Consider the following 22,277-nt stretch of genomic DNA (forward strand, 5'->3'; position numbering starts at 1 on the left):
CAACAAACAACGTTGTTATTGCAACTTGTTAAGCTGCTCTTCATAATAATTCCTGGTAAGAATAATATCCGGTAAACTGTGGTACCAGTTAGATTCGTGCTCAATGGAAAGCATGCCATTAAAGTTCTGCCTCTTTAACTCTCTAAGCACGGCAGGAATATCAATTACACCTTTACTTACAACGGTGTCTGCGGCTTCTGTGTCGTTAAACTTCACAATATCTTTAAGGTGAACGCCAATTACATGACCTTCTAATTTTTTAAGTGCTTCTACCGGGTCTATACCGTTGCGTGCCCAGTGCCCAATATCGGCGCAAGAGCCAATGTTTGGATGTCCTTGTGCAGCGGCCAGCACAGAGTCGGGGCTCCAGTATGGATTGGGTTTTGGATGGTCGTGTATGGCTACTTTAATGCCGTACACACCGGCAAGGCTGTCCACCATATCCCACTGTGTTTTGATGGGTTCAGATGTAATATAGCTTAACCCGAAATCTTTGGCGAGGTCAAATGCCTTTATCCATTCCGCCTTATCTTTAGGAGTAATGACACCCATTGCAACGATTTGTATGCCTTTTGATTGCAGCAGTTGTTTCAGCTTGTTGCGGGTATCGGCATTCATGTCGGCACCAAAAGCGCCGGTCATGCCACCGCCTAAATCCTGACCCCAGTATGCTTCTATATTTTTAATGCCTGCACTGTCCACTTTGTTGAGGGCATCGGCAAAAGAAAACATCCTGAACGTCCACATTTGCACCCCTAATTTAAAATTGGCAGTGCTGCCGCTGCTGGCAGAGGTGTCATTTTCTGATGTAGCAGTACTGTCGCTGGTAGTAGAAGTACTGTTGCTGTTGCACGATATAAACGCGAGCAACAATGCGGGCAATAAGAAGCCGGCAAACCTTTTCATGGCAATGATTTTTTAAAATGATGAATAAAGTGCGAAAGATAAAGGATTGTGCTTATTGCTTTTTCAACTTTTTTATTATTTGGTGGTTGATTATTAGCACAGCATGACACACGGATGAGACAGACTGAAGCGCTAATTTTTTAGATCTACGAATTATGATGTGCGATTTATAATGTAGTAATGTAGCGGCAAGACACCCTTGGAGCTACAGAAGTAAGCAGGGCTTATTTTATTTTATAATTGATACCGATACTACTTTTGTATAAGCCTATCAGCAACATCACTTCACATCAATTTAACCATTATTCTAAATCAGGTATTATCCTAAATAAATTCAATTATAACCCTGTTATCACAAACTCCGTTCTTCTATTCTTTGCCTTACCTTCTTCGCTGTTGTTATCTGCAATGGGTTTTGTTTCGCCAAAACCTTTATACTGCAGGCGCTTGGCATCAATGCCTTTGCTTATTAAATAATCCACAACGGCTTTTGCGCGATTGGTAGATAAGTTAAGGTTAGCAGCCGGTGTGCCTACATTATCTGTATGCCCGTTTACCTGCACTTTAATGGTTGGGTTTTCAGTCATCAGTTGCAGCAACTTATTCAATTCTATCATACTCACCGGTTCCAACTGGTAAGAGTTTGTTTGAAACTGTATGTTTTTAAATGTTACTGCTGCATTTAGTTGTAGCGGCTGCAGTTGAATATCTTTTTGGTACGTACTATCCGGTTGTTTTTTACTCAATGGAAACACATCGCTATAAAACAAATATCCTTTACGGTTCACCGTAAAGGTGTAATCTTTTCCAACAGGCAATGTAATAAAATAAAAGCCCGTTCCATCGGTTTGCACTTTATTTATTACCTGCTCATTGCTATCATCGGTCAACTCTACAGCGGAAGGTAAACCTTTGCCGGTAGCGGCATCGGTTACATACCCTTTTACATACAACGTTTTAGCAGGTTGTATTGCTTTATCCAGTTCAAACTTGTATAAGTCAAGTCCGCCGCGGCTATCGGCGCGATCGCTGGCATAGTAAGCCGTTACTCCATCGCTTGCAACAAACAAGCTGCCTTCGTTATCAACTGTGTTGATTGGAAAGCCCAGGTTTTCCGGTGCGCTCCATTGAATGCCGTTTTTCCGAAGCATATAAATATCAGTGCCACCATAGCCGGGCAAGCCATTGGAAGTATAATACAGCGTTTGATTATCGGCATGAATAAAAGGTGCTAATTCATCGCCGGCAGTGTTTACGCTTGGTCCCATATTTTGTGCTGCTCCCCACTTGCCGTTGGACTGGCGATAGCTCACATACAAATCTTTGCCACCATAGCCGCCGGGGCGGTCACTGCTGAAATACAATGCATTTTTATCGGGGCTTAAGCTTGGTCCGCTTTCCCAAAATTCGGTATTAATATTCGTGCCCAAATTAAATGGTTCACTCCAGCCTTTGGGGGTATTATATGATTGATAAATATCGAAATTGCCAAAGCCTTTACCCGAAAAATTACCTGCAAATAATAACCATTCTCCATCCTGCGAAATGTTGATGGCGCCTTTGGATGGCTCTATATTAATATCACCATTAATAGCCTGCGAAGCAGTATAGCCATCCTTTGTTTTGGTGCTTTCGATAAAGTCTTCGCGTATGCCTTCGCCACGGCGCGTGAATACAAACGTGCTGTCGTCTATCGTAAAAGAAGGATAATATTCCGATTGTTTGGAGTTGATGCTATCACCTAAATTTTGCGGTGCAAAAACATAATTCGTATTCGGATGTTTAGCTGCATAATCAATGGCAAACTGGTAACATTCCTTTCGGTAATTACCAGCCTTAATGCTTTTTTCACCCAAATTTTTTATCATTAAAAAACTATCAACTGCAGCCAGTGCTTCATTGAATTTACCCAAAGCAGCCAGATTGATAGAGCAAGGGAGTAAATAATATTTTGCGTAAGCACTATCTATGGCTTGTGCCTTACGAAAATAACCCACCGCTTTTGCATAGTCTTTCATCTCGCCATACACACCGGCAAGCGAGAGGTAAGCATCGGTAAAAGCCGGATTGTATTCAATGGCTTTGCCCAGCAACGGCACAGCATCGCGCACCAAACCATCGCGCAACTGTAGCATGGCAGCATCGTACGCATCCTGTGCTTTTTGCAATTGTTTATCGTTCTTTTTTTGTGCAAAAAGGTGCAGGCACATAACAACACTTAAAGCCAGTAGGGTAAACACTCTTAACATGCGTGTAAAATGCTGCAAAACATTGAAATAATAGTGTTAAAAGCTGCGAAGGTATATACAACAAAAAAGGAAGCGTAAGCCTTACGGGGCTTGCCGTTTCCTTTGGTAAATATATAATAATTCGTTTTAAAAAGAAAAACTTTTTTATATCACTGCCGGTCTGCGCATCATTCTTTTTAAAACTACAGGTTTTGTATCATTGGTATTATTTTCATTTGCAGTATTTATTTCCTTCTCTTCCTTTTCTTTAAACGATACTGCTTTGGTCATAACCTTTTCGCCATTGGTATAAAAAACCACTTTTTTTACATCCATCACTTTAGGCACGGTTGCTACTGCTACAGGAATGATAGCGTTTTTAAGATGTTCGCTGCCTTCGGTAGTAGTGCAGTACACATTAAGCTCTTTGCCTGCCACTTCTGCCTTATCAAAATGAATGGTTACATTGTTAGTAGTGGGTTGTGCAACGCAAGCTATCACTGTTTGTCCGGCAAAACCCGGGTAAGTAATATTGATATTGCCCGATTTGGCAATGCCAAACGTGTTGTCAAAATCCTGCTGATTGGTAATCACCATATAATTGTAGGTGTAGGGTAAATCTATTGCACTTTTTGCAGCATAGTTTTGTAAGTTTACCAATCCGATAGCTGATGTGCTGATGTACTTGCCGGTGTTGCAGGATATTGCCAGCAATAAAATGGATGCGAAGATGAATAGTTTTTTCATGGTTGAATATTTTAGGAGTATGTTGATGAATGTTGTATTAAATATTAATTTTTAAATCTTCCTTTTTAGCAGCATTGGTAACCATATAATTATTGAGCGTTAATTCACTGCCCTGTGTATTGTAAGTAACAGCATAATTGATGAGCAGCTTTTCTCTGCTGTTTAACAGATTAGGGATTGTGAGGCTGCTGTTAGTGGCGTTCTGCATATCCGGATATTGTTTCAACTGCATACCGTTTAATGTTTTCTCATAAACAGAGATGTATTTGTTACCAACTACTTTGTAAACTGTTATGTGTACAGATGCTATGGTGCTGTCGTATGCTGCCGAAGAATAATTGTTATTGCTGTAAATAGACAGGTTTATGGACTTACTAACCGGCTGTTCTGTTGGGTGGGGCTTTGTAGCAAATGATAAACAAATAATAACTGCTATAAGAACCGGGAGTATAATGATAAGCTTTTTCATGACTTTTTGTTTTTGTAATGATGCTTAATAACATTACAAAGGCGTACCATCAGCCGGTGCCAATGCCGCATGTGAGCGATGAGTGGCGGAAAAGAAGGAGCAGTGGTGTGAGCGGATATATGAGTGGCTAAGTCTTTAGTTTGTAAAACGATAAGCGTTTAATTGTAGCTAAAAGAAAATGTACCAAAGCGAACAAAAACTGTCTGCTTTTGATACAATTTTCTTTTACCACGGAGACGCTATGGCGCAAAGGGAAAAGAAGTAGAGCAAGAAAGTTATAAGTGAGTGTTGGGTTTGGAATGGCAAAAAAACAAAAGGCTTTAGCTAAAGCGTATGCTTATCTAAAGCCTTGGATTAAATTGAATTACTATAAAAAACTAACCCTGTATTTTTTAAAATGAACTATAAGTGCAGAACTGAACTTTCTATCTGCTTGTTATTTTCCCATATACAAACAACGGCATCGTTGCTTACAGATTTTAGGAGTGGCAAGGCTCCTTTGCCGATAACCTTTGCGGTGCCATCGGGCAGCAGACAAGTAATGTTGCCGCCGGCAGACCAGGCATACACATTTTTGTTATTTACAGTTGCTATGGAACAGCCTTTTCCTATGCCTAACGCTATTTCCGCTTTGCCCGGTTCGCATGCATAAATGGTATTTTCGCGGCGCCAGACTGTTTCTGCCACGCCTTTATCATTAATGGCTAAACCGCCGCCATCCATGGGGCAGGCATTTAATTGCCAATTGCCATTGCCCAGTTTTTGTGCGTTCCCAAAAGTTTGTCCTCCATTGGTAGATTGGACAAGATATAAATCTCGGTTGCCTTGCAGCCAGTTTCTAAACATTACAAATACATTGTTGCCCTGTATGGCTACCGAAGGCTTGCAGCACTCACACACATGTCCATCGGGAGAAGCATAAATCAATACATTTTTTTGCCACGACTTACCGCCATCTACCGACCTTGCGCCATATACCTGATTGTGATGTGTGCCTCTTACATCCAGCCAAATGGCGAACAATGTATGTTCACTATCGCTGCTTAATCCTAAAAAACCTTCTTTATTGGTCGTATCCGTATCATTTACTTTGCTCGCTTTAGTCCATTTGCCTGCTGTATTTTTTATATAAGAAAAAATATTGCCCTGTTTGTTTACAGCAATTACTACAACGCCATTGTTGGTAGCAGCTATCTGTGGTCCGCGCGTAGCATAATCTACCAAGCCGGGTAAAATGCTAATCAATTGTGAAGCCGCAAAAGAAGCACCTTTGTCGTTTGAAAAAGTGTATAAAATACTATCGCCACTGCCATACACCACATGTATATTTTGATGGCTGTCTTTTGTAATAGAAGGCATTTGCCCGGCAGCAATCACTGTTTTTTCCTGGGCACTGCCGCTGATAATCAACAGGAGCAAGACTGCAATAAAAAAACTACCTTTTATCATTCGCAAATATTAGATAACGCAAATAAAAATTTTTACAAGCAAATTTCTCTCATTGTTGAGCGCTAAAGAAACAAAGTTTACATAAAAAGTTTTATGCTGCGAAAATCTTTTCTGCCGATAGATAAGTGCGCCACACAAATTTTTACCTGCGCTCCTGCAGCGGCACTGCACTGTACCCTGCATTTTTTATAATCTCCGTTACTATCTCCGATGAAAGCTTATCGGTTTCAATCGTAAGAATTTTGTTCTTGTCATTTATGTCAATGTGCCAGCTTCTTATTTCGTTGTTAGACTCCAGGTAAGGCGTTACTTTTTCAATACAGCCGGTGCACATGATGTTGGTTTTAAACTGATATGTATTCATAGTAATTTATTTTAAAAATGATATAGTTCTTTATGGCTTCATACTGTGCATGTCATGCATTGTATGCTTCATCAAATGTGGCCGTATATCCAGATAAATTTGACCGCTCATTGGTGCTTTGCCGTAGAGGCTTTGCAGGCTTTTGGGCGGCACATTTACAGATGCCTGTAAACCCGCTAAAAATTCTATGGGACCTACATTAAACAGGCGTCTGTTAGTGCCCAACGTAAGCTTGTGAATATTAAATAACTTATGGTCATACGCATCTTCCAGCACCAATTCTTCTGCCGACTTTTGCACAAATTCATACCTGCCATACACCGCCTGCTTAGGCAATTGCTGTACACCTTCGAGCAATACAGAATGTTCGCGGTGGTTTTTACCTGCATCATTCATGCCCCACACCAATGTAGAAACAAAATAGCTGCCGTTCATAGCTACCGGAGTTGCATACATTGCCGAAGCTGTATAACGCCAGATGTTTTCCTCAGGATGCAATGCTTCGGGGCTTTTGATGTATGCCTGTGAAAATTGCAAAGCCCACGCCTCCGTTGGATTATAGGATAGCCGCCATGTATAACTGTTGAATTTCATTTTATCAAAATCATAGCGGTTTTCGTCCGGTTCGCTGCCGTTAAAATCTGATATTTCCAGCTTGAATTTGTCCACGCGCACACCTAATGTAGCCACTCCAAATGTAATATGCGTTGCATCCTGCCAGTGGTGGCTTAAAGGTGCGTCCGGATCGTTCAATGCAATGATGCGATGCATAAAAGTAGGTGCGCTGATGGCCGGCTCGCCGGGGTAGCCCAAGTAGCCAAACACATCTACCTTGTTGCTCAGCCGCTGCGTATAGCTTACTGTTAATCCTGTAAAAAAATCGTGTGGATGTTGCCGGTCTACCAGCGGCTCGCCTTTATACGATTCACCCGATTGAAACAGGAGCGGATAGCCACGTTCGGTAACGGTCAACGGGTCGAGGCTGAGCATGGCAGAGAAGTTGAACAAGCCATTCTTGCCTACTTTGCGGTTGTACATTGCCATAAACCAGTTGGGCACATCAAACTGTGCATCGCTGCGCGAAGTTTTCTTGGTTAATTGCTGCGTATTGTAGCGCACAAATACACTTCCATGAAACATCCACATGCCTTTTTTGGTGTGAGCCATCAGCATATACATCGGGTTATTGTCTGGCGACCAGGACGTGCCCGAGCCATTGCGGTTCATAGGTAATGAAAGGGAAAAAGAATGTGTCATACCAGGCATATTCATATCGCTATTCATATCCATGTTGTGCATGCTCTTCATAGAATCGTACATGGGCATAGTATCGTGCATATGGTGCATATTCATGTGATCCATTTTCATGCTATCCGTATTGTGCTCCTGCGCACGACTGCCTGCAGCAATGCCAAGCAGCATAAGGGCTGTAAACAATTTTTTCATTTAAAAAGCTTTTTACTTAAATAATGTCATTGAAAACTGTTGTAACGCCGGTACTGTTACGTTACCTTTTATACGCTTTAATAAACAATAAACAACAGCCATTGCAATAAGTACAAAATTCATACTGATCTTTAGTATACACAGCACTTCTGGTTAGGAGTGTTTTTATTATTTATTTCGATAGTACAAAGCTATCTTCATAATCAGGCGATACTGTTATACAATTATGGAAATGATTTACAGAATTTTAGGGTAGGCATGAGGATTTTATTTACCTTAAATTTTTGCAGCGAGGAAGTATGGGTAGATATTGTTCTATAATAAAAAACCACTGCAATAACTAACGCAGTGGTATGGCACAAAAAACTATTACTTCACGGGCAGGCACCCGGAAGAAATTACATTATTTAAGTAAGAAAAACATTTTATTCAGCTGTAGTAACAACATGTTTTTGTCTTAATACTCTTTCAATATTAGTGTACAGCGGCCCGGCAGTTTTAATTACCTCTTTAATTTGGTGTTGCGTGTACCAGGGATACTGCAGATGCAGATAATCAATTGCTGATTGATTATCTGCATGTATTATATTTCTCTCTTTTTTTCTTAGTATATCTATTGTTTCCAGCATATCAATCGTTTTGCTATAAAGCTACTAATTTTTGTGCTATAAACCTAAATATACCGCTTTAAATTACCCGTATATGCGGCTTTTTAGTTGTTTAGAAATTACAGTGTACAAAATGTACACTATTGCCCGAAAAACTTCATATCCAATCACATCCTCAAAACTGGTTTTTAATTAGCTTATTCTATCTTTAACTTTAATTGTTTACAGTAGTAAATACATTTTTTTATGCAAAAACTAAAAGTGGCAACCGCACAGTTTGAAAATAAAAGCAATGATAAACAGTACAACCTGGGCGTGATAGAAAGCCTGAGTGAACAGGCGGCTAAAGAAGGCGCCAGAGTGGTAGCATTTCACGAATGTTCTATCACCGGCTATACTTTTGCAAGGCATCTTAGCAAGGAAGAATTGCTGGATATATCGGAGGTTATACCCGAAGGCGATAGCATAAAACGATTAACAGCAATTGCCAAAAAACTGGACATTGCAGTACTTGCAGGACTATTTGAAAAAGATAGCGAAAACAAAATATATAAAGCCTGTGTATGCGTGGATGGCAATGGGTTGGTAGCAAAATACCGCAAGCTGCACCCGTTTATCAATCCTAATATTACACCCGGCAATGCATATTGTGTGTTTGAATTGTATGGCTGGAAATGCGGTATTCTCATTTGCTATGATAACAATGTAATTGAAAATGTAAGAGCAACCAGCCTTCTTGGTGCCGATATCATTTTTATGCCACACGTTACTATGTGCACGCCTTCTACGCGCCCGGGGGCAGGATTTGTTGATCCTGCATTATGGAAAAATCGGGAGAATGATCCTACTTCACTGCGCCTCGAATTTGATAGTATGAAAGGGCGTGACTGGCTGATGAAATGGTTGCCGGCCCGCGCTTACGACAATGCCGCATATGTGGTTTTTTCCAATCCAATAGGTATGGATGACGACCAGTTAAAGAATGGATGCTCAATGATTATTGATCCGTATGGCGATGTGATTGCCGAATGCCGGAAGCTGGGTAACGAAGTGCAAACGGCGGTATTGAACCCCGATGCACTTACCAAAGCCGGCGGCTACCGCTACAAAAAAGCAAGAAGGCCCGATTTATACCGCGACATCATTGGGCAGCCGCATACGCCCGACCAGAAAGTGGTTTGGTTAAACCCCGGTGAAAATTAAAACCGGCTGTAAAATGCGGGACCTTTATTAAATACTAATACGCAAAGAGTGGTTTTACAGCAGATGTTTTCTCTTCTCGCAGTTTACTTGTCAGCCGGTAATTTTTTTATTTTAGAATAACACGTTTTATATGCCAATATCAACAGATTTGGTGAACAGTCAGAATGCAGATGCACAGTTGGTACAACAGGCTTTCGAGTGCTCGCCAAACAGCATCTATATCATTGATCCAACAGCAATGCGGTTTGTAAATGCCAACCAAACGGCACTCCGCTCTTTAGGTTATACAAAGGAAGAATTGCTAAGCAAAACACCACAGGATATTGATGCCTCATTTAGCAACGAAGTAATAGCAGCCGGATTTGATGGCATTATTAAAAGCAAAGAACAACATGCTTCATTTCCGGCAGTGCACCGCCGCAAAGATGGAAGCACTTTCGAAATTGAGATATACCTGAGTTGCTTTACCAACAACAACAAAACCTATATACTGGCTTCTGCTGCTAATACTTCTGTTTTGAAAAAAACACAGGAGCAGCTACAATTTCATGCTACGCTTTTTAGCAGTATTTCCGATGCTGTTGTTGCAACCGATGCACGATTTTGCATAACGAGTTATAACCAGCATGCCCGGGAAATGTTTGGATGGATGGAAGAGGAAGCGATAGGCAAACATGCACGTGAATGGACGAATACAATTTTCTCTCATGCAATGCAGGAACAAGTGCAACAGCAACTGTTTGAAAAAGGCTCCTGGAAGGGCGAAATCACCACACATAAAAAAAACGGCGATGCGTTTCCTGCCATTATCTCTATTGGTGTATTAAAGGATGAGGATGGAAAAATGACCGGGACGGTTTCTGTAATAAGGGATATCACCGAAACAAAGCAACTGGAAAAGCAATTAAAGGATTTCAACGAGCAATCAGCACAGCATATTATTCACAAAACGGAAGAACTGACTAATGTTTTCAACCGCATATCGGATGGATTTACTGCGCTTGATGCTGACTGGAATTATACTTATATCAATAAAAAAGCCGCCGAAATTATTGGTCGTGATCCCAGTGGAATGATCGGGAAAAATATATGGCAGGAATTTCCCGAATTAGTTGGAACTTCTTTATACCATAAGTATCATAAAACCATGCAGGATCAACAGGTTTTTCGTACCGAGGAATACGTTGATATTTTTCAAAAGTGGTTTGAGGGCGTGCTGTATCCTTCACCCCAGGGACTGTCGGTGTATTTTCATGATATTACGGATAAAAAAAATGCAGAACAGGCATTGGCAGAAAGTGAATTGCAATACCGGACCATTGTAGAAACGGTGCACGAAGGCATCTGGCAGATTGATGAAAAGGGCAACACTGCTTTCGTCAACAATTTCATGACTGCTTTATTAGGTTATACTAAAGAAGAACTGATTAATGCTTCGATGTTTCAGTTTATGAGTGAGGAAGCCAAACAGCAGGCGCAGAAGCTGGTGGAAGAACGAAAAAAAGGAATAGCACGGCAGCACGAATTTACTTTCATTAAAAAAGATGGCTCGCCTGTTTACACTTTATTGCAAACCGTTCCATTATTTAAAAAAAGCAAGTACAAGGGAGCGCTGGTAATAGTATTAGATATAAGTGAACGTAAAATGGCCGAAGAAAGAAACAGGTTTAAAGCCAATTTATTAAATACTATTGGCCAGGCAGTAATAGCTACCGACCTGCAGGGCATAGTAACGTATTGGAACAAAGCGGCTGAAAGCATCTATGGCTGGAGCGAAGCAGAAGCGATGGATAAAAATATTATTGAACTTACACCCGCATACCAAAGCAGGGACCTGGCAATGCAAATAATAGAAGTACTGAAACAAGGCAACACCTGGTCGGGAGAGTTGGAGGTGCGGCGAAAAGATGAAACTGTTTTTCCCGTGTTTGTAACGCATACACCCATTTATAATGAACAAGGAAAATTATCGGGTATTATCGGGGTTTCATCAGACATTACCGAGTATAAAAGAATAGAGGACAGGTTAAGGGAAAGTAAAGCAAGGTACAGAAGAGCACAATCGCACGGAAAGCTGGGACATTGGGAGCGGGATTTAATTACCAATCAATTCTTCTGGTCTGATGAAATATATAAAATATACGGACTGAACCCGGAAACAACCAAACCAGATTATCACACTTTTATAAATGCTGTACATCCGGACGACAGAGAGCGCCTGCTGCGCGAAATTGCACTTGCCATTTCGCATTCAAAGTATTTTGATGTTTTTTACCGGGTTGTTTTAAAAAGTGGCGCCATCCGTTATATGCACGAGGTAGGAGAAGCAATAAGGGATAAAAGCGGCCAGTTGGTGAAACTTGCCGGTATGGTACAGGATGTTACCGAGCAGAAGCGGGTGGAGGAGGCTTTGTTTTTGTCACAAAAAAACTATCGTTTATTATTCGAACAAAATCCGGTTCCGTTGTGGATGACCGATGCGGATACTTTTGCATTTATAGATATAAATCATGCCGCCGTTGCACAATATGGCTATTCAAAAGATGCATTCATCGGCTTAAATGCAAAAGACCTGAAAGTACCTGAAGAACATCCTTTTTTGCAAATACTAAAGCAGAGAGGCAAAGACATAAAGCGGCTGGAAGAAGTAGTGCAGCACAGGAAGAAGAACGGGGATATTATATATGTAAAAATAAATGCTAACCTGATAACTTATAATGCCAGAGCAGTATGGCTGGCAGCCGGGTGGGACATTACGCAGGAACTGCTATATAGGCAAAGTTTACAGCAAAAACAGCAACAGCTTTCGCTCATATTCAACAGTACCGAAAATGCCATGTGGCTACTGAAAGTGGAAGCAAACAATAACTTTCGTATACTGTTGGTAAATGAGGCTTTTGTAAACCTCGGCGGCGTGAATAAAGAAGATTTGCTTGGGCGTTCGGTAGATGAAATATTTAGCGCTAACGAATATCAAAATGTTTACGCCCGGTACAAAGCCTGTGTGGAAAGCGGGGCAGTGCAAAAGTTTACCAATACCTTGTGGATGAATAACGAAGAAGCCATTTTTGATTTTACTATAAGTCCTATAAAAGATGAGAGGGGAAACGTAACGCAGTTATTAGGTGTAAGTGCCGATATAACCAGCCAGAAAAGACGGGAAAGGCTGTTGGTTGAATCGAAAGAAAAATACCGTGCCTTGTTTGAGAAAAGCCCTTTACCACACTGGATTTTTGACGAGGAGACACTAAGGTTTTTGGAGGTGAATCTTGCTGCGGTTAAGCAATATGGCTATAGCCGGGAGGAGTTTCTTTCTATGAGTTTATTAGAGATTAGGCCAAAGAAAAACGCGCTTGAACTGGCTGCTATGAACAAAACAAATTGGCCCGAAACAATGGAATTTTACTCCCTTCACAAAAAGAAAAGCGGAGAGTTAATGAAAGTGCAAGTGACTGCCAACTCCATTTGGTATGGAAACAAGCTGGCGCGAATGGCAATCGTGCTCGATCGCACAGAACAGGAAAAAGCCAAAGATGCTTTGATTGCCACTACGCAGCAACTGCGCGAGCTGACATCGCATCTGCAGGATATTCGCGAAGAAGAACGAACCAATATTGCACGCGAGATACACGATGAATTGGGACAACAGCTTACGGCATTAAAAATGGATATTTCGTGGATTGGCAGAAAATTAACTGCCGGTGACGAAAATATTCGCAACAAAATCAAAACTGCGATAGAACTGACAGACAGTACCATTAGTGCGGTAAGAAGAATAGCTGCACAGCTTCGTCCCAGCATGTTGGACGATCTGGGACTCGCAGAAGCTATCGCCTGGCAAAGTCACGAGTTTAGCAGCCGTACGGGCATTGTAGTATCCTGTTCTACCGGTGTGCCGGACGATAAATTTCCACCTGCCATTTCCATTGCTATTTTCAGGATTTTTCAGGAGGCGCTCACCAATATTGCACGCCATGCCAACGCAACAGAAGTGTTATGCAATTTGCAGAAGAAAAATAATTTGCTTTGCCTTACCGTTAAAGATAATGGGGTTGGCTTTGACATAAACGGGCAAGCTAAAAGAAAAACACTTGGTTTGCTGGGCATGAAAGAAAGGGCCATTATGCTCAATGGTAAATACAGCATTGAAAGCCGCCCAGGCAAAGGAACAACAGTGTCGGTTGAAATTCCCCTGAGATAGGAGCTATTCAGGAAGTGGACGGATAAATACTACTTTTGTGAACGGTGAATGGTGAATGAAAAAGTGTTTATGTTACATCCTTATTTTCACTTCTCACGCTACACTTTTCTTACACCATTGACAATTCACTAACTCACAACTGATCACTCACTACTCACATGATTGTTGTGATAAACTTTTTTGCATGTTGAGAATATTAATTGCAGACGACCATGCAATTGTAAGAAGGGGATTAAAAGATATTTTGCTGGATGCCTTTCCAACGGCAGCCATAGCAGAGGTGTGCGATGCAGAAGAGTTGGTTCAAAAAGTAATAAAGGAGCAATACGATATTGTTATTACCGACCTTTCTATGCCGGGGCGTAGCGGCCTGGAAGCGCTGCAGCAGATTAAAGCATACGATGCAAAGTTGCCGGTACTGGTACTAAGTGTGTATCCCGAAGAACAATATGGTGTGCGTGTATTAAAGGCGGGGGCTGCCGGCTACCTCAATAAAGATATGGCGCCCGAGGAACTGGTAACTGCCATTAATAGGGTGCTTTCGGGCAAAAAATACATTACGCCGGTAGTAGCCGAAAAGCTGGCATCTGCCGTAGATTTTCACTCCGAAAAATTACCCCACGAGCATTTGTCCGACCGCGAGTTTGAAGTATTTAAAATGTTGGCTGTGGGCAAGTCAGTTTCCGAGATTGGTGATATATTGCACTTGGGTGTAACTACCGTAAGTACTTACCGGTCGAGGATACTGGCAAAGATGAATGTAAAAGCCAATGCTGAGCTTACGCAGTATGCTATGGAATACAAACTGATATAGCACTCAGTATGTTGTAGTTGCGATACTACACATTTTGTAAAATCCTTCTACATTTTGCTATGTTATATACTTTTATTTTTACTGCACAAGCATCAGCACAGCTTTATTGAACCTCATCGAGTTTAGTGTACTTCTCTTATGAATATACATTATTGTACAGGACATTTTACTTTGTATGTAAAGGAGGCACCTGCAAACACTTATACCGGCAAACCTGCTAAGCCATTGCTCATAGTGGACGATTCTCCGCTTATTGTAAAAAAGATAAGTGAATGGCTGGAAGAAGTGGAGGGTATTACTTCTATCGAAAGTTGTGGCACATATGCCCGGGCGGTTGATTTGCTTGCTGTTTGCAAGCCGGCAGTAGTACTGCTGGATGTTAATTTGCCCGATAAAAGCGGCATTGTTTTACTTAAACACATCAAAGCGCTTTATCCTGGCACAACCGTCATTATGGTTACCAATCAGGGTGATGATTTTTATAAAAACCTCTGTCTCGAATCAGGTGCCCACTACTTTTTGGATAAATCGAACGATTTTGAAAAATTACCTGCGCTGGTTGCTTCCATTATTCAATAAATAAGACTGTTCCAATATCAGTTTTGTAGAAAGAATATTACAGAAAGGGTGTATTTATACTACAAAATATCAGGTTGTTCTGTTATAGCTACTTATTTGTATTTTGTTTTATTTTGTACTACATAATAATAGAGATATTATAAAGCCGCAAGCAGCAAAGCAGAACACTTTAATAATGCAATTAATACAGTATGTTTTATAACTCCCGGAATCCAAAATCAAATCAAAATATACTTAACTACAAGTTACTTTACGGCCGCTTTTATAGCATTTTTTCCTGCTGCATAACCTTTATGTATCTCATCTGCAAGAGTATTTATTCAATTATACTTTTTAGTGCCAATAAATACTTTTGTAATTTTATTATATAATTAGAATCCAATATTCAACAAGACACAACAGCAGTAATGCATACAAATGATGTATCCCCAAAAAAGCTGCCTTACGAAGCACTATCCCGCCTAACAGATAAACTGCTGCTTGCGGCTTTCATTCTATAAAACAGTATAACATGCTCTTGCAAATACACAAAGATTTATAAAGAAGAACTATTTCTAAAGCTTGCCAACAAATAAATTTATTGTAGTTCATCACCACCAATAACAGTAAAGGTCTTCAACGGTTAAGCAGAAGACCTTTGCCATAGAAATGAATGCAATAAACTACTCTTTTATAAATTGAACAGTACGTATTTCCAGTCCATCACTTATATGAAGAACATAAGTACCTGTTGCAAGTGTGCTAATATTTATTTGCCTGCTAAAACTGCCTGCTCCTTCGAACTGCTGGGATAGAATGGCTTTACCATCAAGGCTATAAACCATTAATTGCAAACCAGTTTGTTTTGTGTGCTGAATATTTAGCGTAAGCGCATTACCACTTACCGGATTGGGGCTTACCGAAACATTGAACTGCTGTAACGATAGCTTGTTAGCATCTGTTATCAGCGACTGGTTATTGATAACCGGTGCAAGTGCGGGTGCACCCGAGAAACGGGCAAGTTTGGTAAGCGACCATGTAAAGTTTGCATCCTGCATACGCACAAACAAGGTATCTGCACGCGCTGGTATTTTGTTGTAAGGAATTGTAAATTTAAATGTTCCGTTGGCGCTTGGCGTCGCAAATACCTGTCCGGTAGCTTTGCCAAAGCCCGGATCGTTGTTAAAGAAATATTCTGCCTTTGTAATTTTTGCAGTATCAAGGCTCTTAATGATTTCTATATTTCTTCTCACATTCAATCCCCAGTGCCCGTCACTATCCAGCATGCGTATATACAACTTGTGATAGCCGGGCGATAAGCCGGTTGTTTTGGCAGTAAACGTTTGTGTTAAGGTGGTGTTTGCACTTCCTATGGCAATTGCTTTACCTTTACCAACGCCAGGATCAGTATCAAAAAAATACTCTCCGGCAGTAATGTTTGCGGTTGTTTGTGAAGGGAATACTTCAATGTTTGCTCTTACCGGAAAACTCCATTTGTTATTGCTTGTTTTAGTGCGTATGTATAATTTATGATAACCAGGAGCAACGCCGGCAAGATTAATCTTAAAGGCAAAACTGCTGTCGGCAGCGAGTGTTACATTTAGCTTTGTATTCTTTCCTATGCCTTTATCCTTATCAATAAAGTACTCTGCCTGCATTATATTTTGCGCCAGCGAAAACAGCCCGGCGCACGCCAGTAGCAGCGTGATGATGCATGTTTTCATAGGGTTTATTTTATAGTTCTTGCTTTAATAGTAACAGATAAGCCGGAAGCAGGAGTAGCTACACCCGAAGTTGTAAGCTGGTAAATGACCGGCACGGGCGCCAAGCCTGAAAGCGTATAATGGTTGGTGATGGCTCCGCCAAATGCACCTCTGTCGGTACCATCGGAGCCATTGTTGCTGGCTGCAGAGCCGCTCTTCAACTGGTATATGCCATCGGTAGTGCCCGATGTTACAAATATGCTGCTGATGCTAGTGATTACTTTGTTGTTATTGCTTGTTCCAAACTGCCCGGTGCTCGACGAGCTTACACAAAAACTCACATTATTATTGGTATGGTTATTTATATCCACCGTAGCGGTTGGCGTTTTTAGAATGTTGTTTTTAAAGGAACCAGTGTTTAATTGAATAGAAGGCTTACCGCTGATAGCCAGGCAGTCAAAAGTATTGTTGTTTACTTCCTGTGCTGTACGAACCGTATTATTAGAATTGAGAATAAGGGTCTTTTTACAAATATTATTATCAAATACAAAATCGGTAGGAAAGCCATAAAAGTTAGGTAATATAGCACTGGTTGCATCATTGGGATTATAGGAATTAGAAAAGAAGTTCTGCAACACAAGAATATCTGAGATTGCATTAGCAAGGGTGATAGACCGGTCTATTCTGCATCTTTTGATAGTAATATTACTTACATTAATAGTAATGCCATAAAACCCATACACATAAACGCCTATCAGCTGAGAGCCTGCAGAACCGGTATTAAATGCAATATTATCCAGCCGTGCAGCAAGTGCATCGTTCGATACATTCGGGTTTTCGTTTAATAAATAACCCGGCCCGATGATAACTAACTTTTTGGTAATCGTAGCAGCAGAATAATCTATCGCAGCGCCTTCCATATAAAGCGTATCGCCGGCAGTAGCCGATACCAGGTTGGAACTATTAGCATTACTTAATTGTTTAAAAACCGGATTGGCAGAAGTGCCGCCAAAGTTATCGCCCCACAGCGAAGTGCCGTTGTAGTTGGAGTTGCTGTTTACACGCCATATTTTGGCATGCGCCTGTTGCACAAAAAGAAGCATAGCAGTAGCTGCCATCAGCAGAAAGTGTGTTGTTTTCATAATGATTGGTTTGTATGGATGAAGAAAATTCGCAACCTTTCATTTGCAACTCATCTATACTTCTTTTAGGCAATCTTATCTTTCAGATGAAAAAATAAGTGCTGCTTCATGTTTTTGTAACAGTGCCATTTAATCCATTACCGGAAGTTGCAATAATAGGGGTAATAAGGGAGGAGGTATGTTTATAGCAATGATGTTTCTGAAAGTGTACTTTGGTTGTGCAGCTTATCCTGGCTTGTAATTCGGAATGATTCCTTCCTTTGATAACAAATGTAGATAAAGTATTTGACAAATTAAATTTATCTGTTACTGTCGGCTGCAATGCAAATTAGCGTAGCAGCCATTTTATTTGCAGCTGTAAATGATTCTTGGTTATAAGCCTGTTAGATTACTTAATATGCCGAAGTAGAAATTATAAGACTGCCTGTTTACAGAAAGCGGTGTATTGGCATGCAAGGGATATTTTTTCCTTTGTAATTGCGCATCATTAAGGTAATGATATCATTTTCACAATGCTATTTTTCATAGTTATTAGGTTGGCTAAAAAGCATGGTGTTAGCAGTAGTATAATGGTTGTTGCTGCAGTGCTGTAACGTACTATTTCTTGGTAATGTACAACGATTAATAAGGGGAATATTGGGAGATGAAGGAGCATGGGAGCTGAAAAATAAATGACAGGCTTTAGCACGGGCATTTACCCAAACTAAAGCCTGTCATTTATTTCATATTACCCGGGAGTCCATTTTTACATTAGTGAAAACTAATACTGTCCATTTATTAAAGTTTCCCGGATGGATTAGTTGAACGTAGTATCAGCAGTTGTAGTTGAAACTGATTTATGAGATACTTACCAGTTATTCTGTTGGTCTTTATTGGTTCTTTCAAGCGGCTGTGGCAGATTTGTTTTCCAGTTTTTATCGTACCATGCAAAGAAAGAAAGCCAGCCTGTACGTGCAACTCTCATCAGGTAAGGCTGCATGGCTATTAAGAATACAGCGTTAAAAGCAAGCCAGTAAAAAATGCGGTTATCATAGAGCGAAAAACCAATAGTAAGCCACCACAAAATAAACGTAGCTGCACTCAACGCAACGGTAAACGCATAGCTCACATAACTGGAGCCAAAATAAAAGCCTACTTCAATATCTAAAGGCTGACGGCAAACGGAACATTCTTTATTCATTTTCATGGTGTTTTTTAAATGCCACGGATTTTTATCCTGAAACATATCTCCACGCCTGCACCTTGGGCATTTACACAAAAAGAGATTAAAGACACTGGGTTTAGGTTCGCTGTGTGGCATATCAATATTGTTTGTTTGACGAAATGTTATTGTTTCCATGTTTTTATTTTTTTATGATTTGTTTTCTGAATACTTCCGGTGTTATTCCTTCATATTTCTTAAAGAATTTTGAGAAATAAGAGTTGTCGGCAAAGTCCAGTTCCAATGCTATTTCGGAGATGGTCATTTTTGCATTCACCAGCAATCTCTTAGCTTCCAGCAATATCCTGTCTCTTATTAATTCCCCTGCAGAATGACCGGTTACATCTTTGCTCAAAGCATTTAAATGATTAGGTGTTACATACAGCATAGCTGCATAATCTTTCGTCAGCTTCTTTTCTTTATAATGCTGGTCAATAAGCTTTTGAAAATTTCTAAAAAGAATGGAGTTGTAACTGTGTTGTTGCGCATCATTTTCTTTGCCGGTGTACCGGCTCACCTGTATAAACAACTGAACCAACGCTGTTCTTGCAAAATCATCTTTTAGTTTTTCTTTTGAATTGCTTTCGCGAACAATGGTTTCCAGGATTTGTTCAATTTGTTGCCTGCCTTCTTCAGGTATGGTTATTACCTGTTCATTTGCCTTGCCCGAAAAGAACCTAAACTGATCGAGGTATCTTGGATTAGCAATTAACGCATGGAGGTATTGTTCTGAAAAATTTACGATATAGCCGTTGGGCTGTTCATCAAAATACCAGCTATGCACTTGCCCCGGCGCCATAAAGTAGATCTCACCGGGCGCCACAGGAAAATGGATAAAATCTATGGAATGGCTGCCCGAACCCTGTGAGAAATACACCAGATGATAAAAAGAATGCTTATGCGGAAAATGCAGATTCTTATGTTCCTCTAAGTAATGAGCAAAGTGGTCGGCAACAAATTCATTCGGCGAAAGTGGTGTATCTTTTAAAGTGTGAATACTATATACAGGCAGAGCTCCCTTTGACATTACCTTTGTTTCTGATGCAAAACTACAAGCGACTTACCATTAAAAGAGGTAAATTTTAAGGCTTTTATGGTACTTTTTACTGATTAGGGAAAGTTTGAAAAATTTGAAAGCGTAGTGTTGTTTTTTGTAGTTATTGTGTGTTGTCCGAAAGAATATTGCGTTGCCAATAGTGCGATGGCTTCTGTTTTTATGCAACAACATAGTGCTTCTGAGCTAATACGCAAGGGTGATAAAGGAGAATCAGGAGGAAGAAAAGACCGGGGACCTTAAAAATTTGTAAGGGTTCGCATTTTATATTATAGCTTTTTTAAGTGTTGTTGCTAAGGAGTTTAAATCGCCAAAAATGTTAAGTTCATCAATTCCAATCAGTGATAATCATTTCTTAATTTATGGTTTAGAATCTTTAGGATGGTATGGCACAGGCGATTCGGCCATGTTTACCATCAGCAAGGCGCATTACTCCAAGGGTGACTGTCATTTGGGAATGCAGATTATGCAGTAAGCATTGATGATTCAATAAGAGAAGGGTGCTGCAATCAAGCGGCACCCCTTTATTTCGGGATTAATCCTCTTTTTCAGGTTCGTCATTATCCTCGAAAACACGTCCGCAATCATCACAGATAAACTCATCAGGGGCAACGGATAATCGGGTAACATTTTCTGACTTGCATTCAGGACACTCAATAATCATATGATTTGTTTTGGTTTTTATATTAAGTTTTGGTATCATGCAAAAGTAATTGAATAAGTGGAGGTAACTATAGACATGTAGTTTATAAAATCATTAAAAGCCACTTAAATACGTTGGTAACTTCCTGGCAAACGGGTTATAGGATTATTTTAAACTGCACTTGTCAGCCGATGGGTGATAAGTTATAGCGGAGTTTGTTGTCAGTATAAACTGAATTCTTATTGCCGCATCTTTTCAAAAGATTAGTAGAGAGATAAGAGCAAAAGACGTCAAAACCTCGTAATACACCTTAAGGGTTTCCTATTTCCTATCCATTCAGCCTATACATCTCTATTATCAAGATTTTGCGGCAGTTGTTTTGTAAACTATAGTTGAATATAATTGTCTAAAACAGTAGTTATTCTGCAGGAAAAGGCATGCCTGCAAATATTTTGGTATGAATGTAATCACCAACCAACTTTTGTTTTTCATCAGTAAAGTCATCAGGAACATACTTGTTTAACATCGTGAGGCATAGAAAGAAATGAGTGACCAGCATTTGCACTCCTTCTTTCAATTTATTCAATTTCTTTTCGGGTTCAAATCGAGACAATTCAATGGAAAATATGCCGTAATGTTCATACTTCGAGTAGTAAACATATAAGTCGTAGTATTCAACAAGGTATTTTAAAAATGGGTCTTGGGATATATGCTGATATATACCCTTACCCTGTTTTGGTGGGTCAAACAGAATACGGGGTGCCTTCCCATTTTCGTTATAAGGTCAGACAAATAGAGAATACCTTTTGGAGAATTCACGGTAATGTTGGATTTTTTCTTCTTCAGTTATCCATTCTGCTTGCTGCACATCTTCTACATGCTTGATTGTATATCTTATGGAGTCTGCAAAGATTTTGCTACAATGCAATTCGACTTCTTTTCCAACGTCGAATTCAGATTTACCAGCTTCAGTGTTTGATTGATGTATCTCGTAACTATGTAGGGCAAATAAGTAATCTAAAGCCAAAGTTCTTATTATCAATCCAGCCGAAAATTCCAATTCAATATTTGCTTCTGCCTGTTCGGTCAATAATCTTAAACCTGGGCTTGCTGCTTGTAACCTTTGAATTAGACCTAAAAAGAAAAATGAAATCCTATTTCCTTTACCATGAAAGTAGTTTAATGCTTGTGTTGTTTCTACTGTAAGAAAGTCAAGATGTTTTAATGATTCCTCCATCTTTGTAAGTTAAGTTTAGGTATTGTGCAATTTACCCAAGGTTTTTACCAAGGCCAGATTAATATTACAGGTCAGAATCGCCCGTACTGAGAACATCCGCCTTAACATATCTATTCACCCCAAATGCCTCCATAAACGTCCCCGAACTCCGCAGCTTTAGTTATTTCTTTTAGGAGTCATTTGGATATTTCGTAGAAGTTGACCAGGTGATTTCGTGGCAAATTGACCACCTGTTTTGCTGGCGAAGTGTTGTATAGTTTGCTGTAAAAGCAGTTGTCAAAAATAATAAGTTTACCGGTTTATA

Annotated in this window: 19 protein-coding genes; 5 read left to right on the forward strand and 14 right to left on the reverse strand. The window is 40.1% G+C overall.

Features of this window, described 5'->3' with window-relative positions; genetic code table 11:
* Positions 1 to 15: 15 nt before the first annotated feature.
* The 8 genes from FC093_RS07580 to FC093_RS07615 all read right to left on the reverse strand — a co-directional run bounded on the left by FC093_RS07580 (position 16) and on the right by FC093_RS07615 (position 8,238).
* A complete protein-coding gene (locus FC093_RS07580) occupies positions 16 to 906 on the reverse strand; it encodes a sugar phosphate isomerase/epimerase family protein (RefSeq protein WP_137261147.1) in 891 nt (296 codons plus the stop codon).
* Positions 907 to 1,244: 338 nt separating this feature from the next.
* Complete coding sequence (locus FC093_RS07585; RefSeq protein ID WP_137261148.1) at positions 1,245 to 3,116, reverse strand: OmpA family protein; 1,872 nt, start codon at positions 3,114 to 3,116, stop codon at positions 1,245 to 1,247.
* 183 nt (positions 3,117 to 3,299) lie between these two features.
* Complete coding sequence (locus tag FC093_RS07590; protein WP_137261149.1) at positions 3,300 to 3,881, reverse strand: hypothetical protein; 582 nt, start codon at positions 3,879 to 3,881, stop codon at positions 3,300 to 3,302.
* A 37-nt stretch (positions 3,882 to 3,918) separates the two neighbouring features.
* On the reverse strand, positions 3,919 to 4,350 hold the full coding sequence (locus FC093_RS07595) for a hypothetical protein (protein WP_137261150.1): 432 nt from the start codon (positions 4,348 to 4,350) through the stop codon (positions 3,919 to 3,921).
* 402 nt (positions 4,351 to 4,752) lie between these two features.
* Positions 4,753 to 5,799, reverse strand: a complete 1,047-nt coding sequence (locus FC093_RS07600) for a sialidase family protein (protein ID WP_137261151.1) — start codon at positions 5,797 to 5,799, stop codon at positions 4,753 to 4,755.
* Positions 5,800 to 5,941: 142 nt separating this feature from the next.
* Entirely contained in the window at positions 5,942 to 6,163 is a 222-nt protein-coding gene (locus FC093_RS07605; RefSeq protein WP_137261152.1) for a heavy-metal-associated domain-containing protein, read from the reverse strand.
* A 30-nt stretch (positions 6,164 to 6,193) separates the two neighbouring features.
* Positions 6,194 to 7,609: a hypothetical protein gene (locus FC093_RS07610; RefSeq protein WP_137261153.1), complete on the reverse strand. Its 1,416-nt coding sequence runs from the start codon at positions 7,607 to 7,609 to the stop codon at positions 6,194 to 6,196.
* 425 nt (positions 7,610 to 8,034) lie between these two features.
* A complete protein-coding gene (locus FC093_RS07615; protein WP_137261154.1) occupies positions 8,035 to 8,238 on the reverse strand; it encodes a hypothetical protein in 204 nt (67 codons plus the stop codon).
* Positions 8,239 to 8,463: 225 nt separating this feature from the next.
* On the opposite strand from FC093_RS07615, the gene FC093_RS07620 reads away from it, so the two are divergent.
* The 4 genes from FC093_RS07620 to FC093_RS07635 all read left to right on the forward strand — a co-directional run bounded on the left by FC093_RS07620 (position 8,464) and on the right by FC093_RS07635 (position 15,014).
* A complete protein-coding gene (locus FC093_RS07620) occupies positions 8,464 to 9,420 on the forward strand; it encodes a nitrilase family protein (protein WP_137261155.1) in 957 nt (318 codons plus the stop codon).
* Positions 9,421 to 9,550: 130 nt separating this feature from the next.
* Positions 9,551 to 13,621: a PAS domain S-box protein gene (locus FC093_RS07625; RefSeq protein ID WP_137261156.1), complete on the forward strand. Its 4,071-nt coding sequence runs from the start codon at positions 9,551 to 9,553 to the stop codon at positions 13,619 to 13,621.
* Between the two features lie 184 nt (positions 13,622 to 13,805).
* Positions 13,806 to 14,435, forward strand: coding sequence for a response regulator (locus FC093_RS07630; RefSeq protein ID WP_137261157.1), 630 nt, complete (start codon positions 13,806 to 13,808; stop codon positions 14,433 to 14,435).
* Positions 14,436 to 14,573: 138 nt separating this feature from the next.
* The gene (locus FC093_RS07635; protein WP_137261158.1) at positions 14,574 to 15,014 is read left to right on the forward strand and encodes a response regulator; all 441 of its coding nucleotides are present in this window, start codon (positions 14,574 to 14,576) and stop codon (positions 15,012 to 15,014) included.
* A 662-nt stretch (positions 15,015 to 15,676) separates the two neighbouring features.
* Here FC093_RS07635 and FC093_RS07640 read toward each other — a convergent pair.
* The 4 genes from FC093_RS07640 to FC093_RS07655 form a co-directional block, all read right to left on the reverse strand.
* On the reverse strand, positions 15,677 to 16,717 hold the full coding sequence (locus tag FC093_RS07640; RefSeq protein ID WP_137261159.1) for a T9SS type A sorting domain-containing protein: 1,041 nt from the start codon (positions 16,715 to 16,717) through the stop codon (positions 15,677 to 15,679).
* Positions 16,718 to 16,722: 5 nt separating this feature from the next.
* On the reverse strand, positions 16,723 to 17,838 hold the full coding sequence (locus tag FC093_RS07645; protein WP_137261160.1) for a hypothetical protein: 1,116 nt from the start codon (positions 17,836 to 17,838) through the stop codon (positions 16,723 to 16,725).
* 847 nt (positions 17,839 to 18,685) lie between these two features.
* Positions 18,686 to 19,177 (reverse strand): DUF983 domain-containing protein, encoded by a 492-nt coding sequence (locus tag FC093_RS07650; RefSeq protein ID WP_240743235.1) that lies wholly within the window; start codon positions 19,175 to 19,177, stop codon positions 18,686 to 18,688.
* A gap of 4 nt (positions 19,178 to 19,181) precedes the next feature.
* A complete protein-coding gene (locus FC093_RS07655; protein ID WP_137261161.1) occupies positions 19,182 to 20,066 on the reverse strand; it encodes an AraC family transcriptional regulator in 885 nt (294 codons plus the stop codon).
* A gap of 343 nt (positions 20,067 to 20,409) precedes the next feature.
* On the opposite strand from FC093_RS07655, the gene FC093_RS23710 reads away from it, so the two are divergent.
* Positions 20,410 to 20,568 (forward strand): hypothetical protein, encoded by a 159-nt coding sequence (locus tag FC093_RS23710; protein ID WP_170971023.1) that lies wholly within the window; start codon positions 20,410 to 20,412, stop codon positions 20,566 to 20,568.
* 586 nt (positions 20,569 to 21,154) lie between these two features.
* On the opposite strand, the gene FC093_RS07660 is transcribed toward FC093_RS23710, so the two are convergent.
* Positions 21,155 to 21,349, reverse strand: coding sequence for a hypothetical protein (locus FC093_RS07660; protein ID WP_137261162.1), 195 nt, complete (start codon positions 21,347 to 21,349; stop codon positions 21,155 to 21,157).
* Between the two features lie 171 nt (positions 21,350 to 21,520).
* Positions 21,521 to 21,973, reverse strand: coding sequence for a hypothetical protein (locus FC093_RS07665; protein ID WP_137261163.1), 453 nt, complete (start codon positions 21,971 to 21,973; stop codon positions 21,521 to 21,523).
* Between the last annotated feature and the right edge of the window lie 304 nt (positions 21,974 to 22,277).

The organism is Ilyomonas limi (assembly GCF_005233845.1).
In the GTDB taxonomy this organism is placed as follows: domain Bacteria; phylum Bacteroidota; class Bacteroidia; order Chitinophagales; family Chitinophagaceae; genus Ilyomonas; species Ilyomonas limi.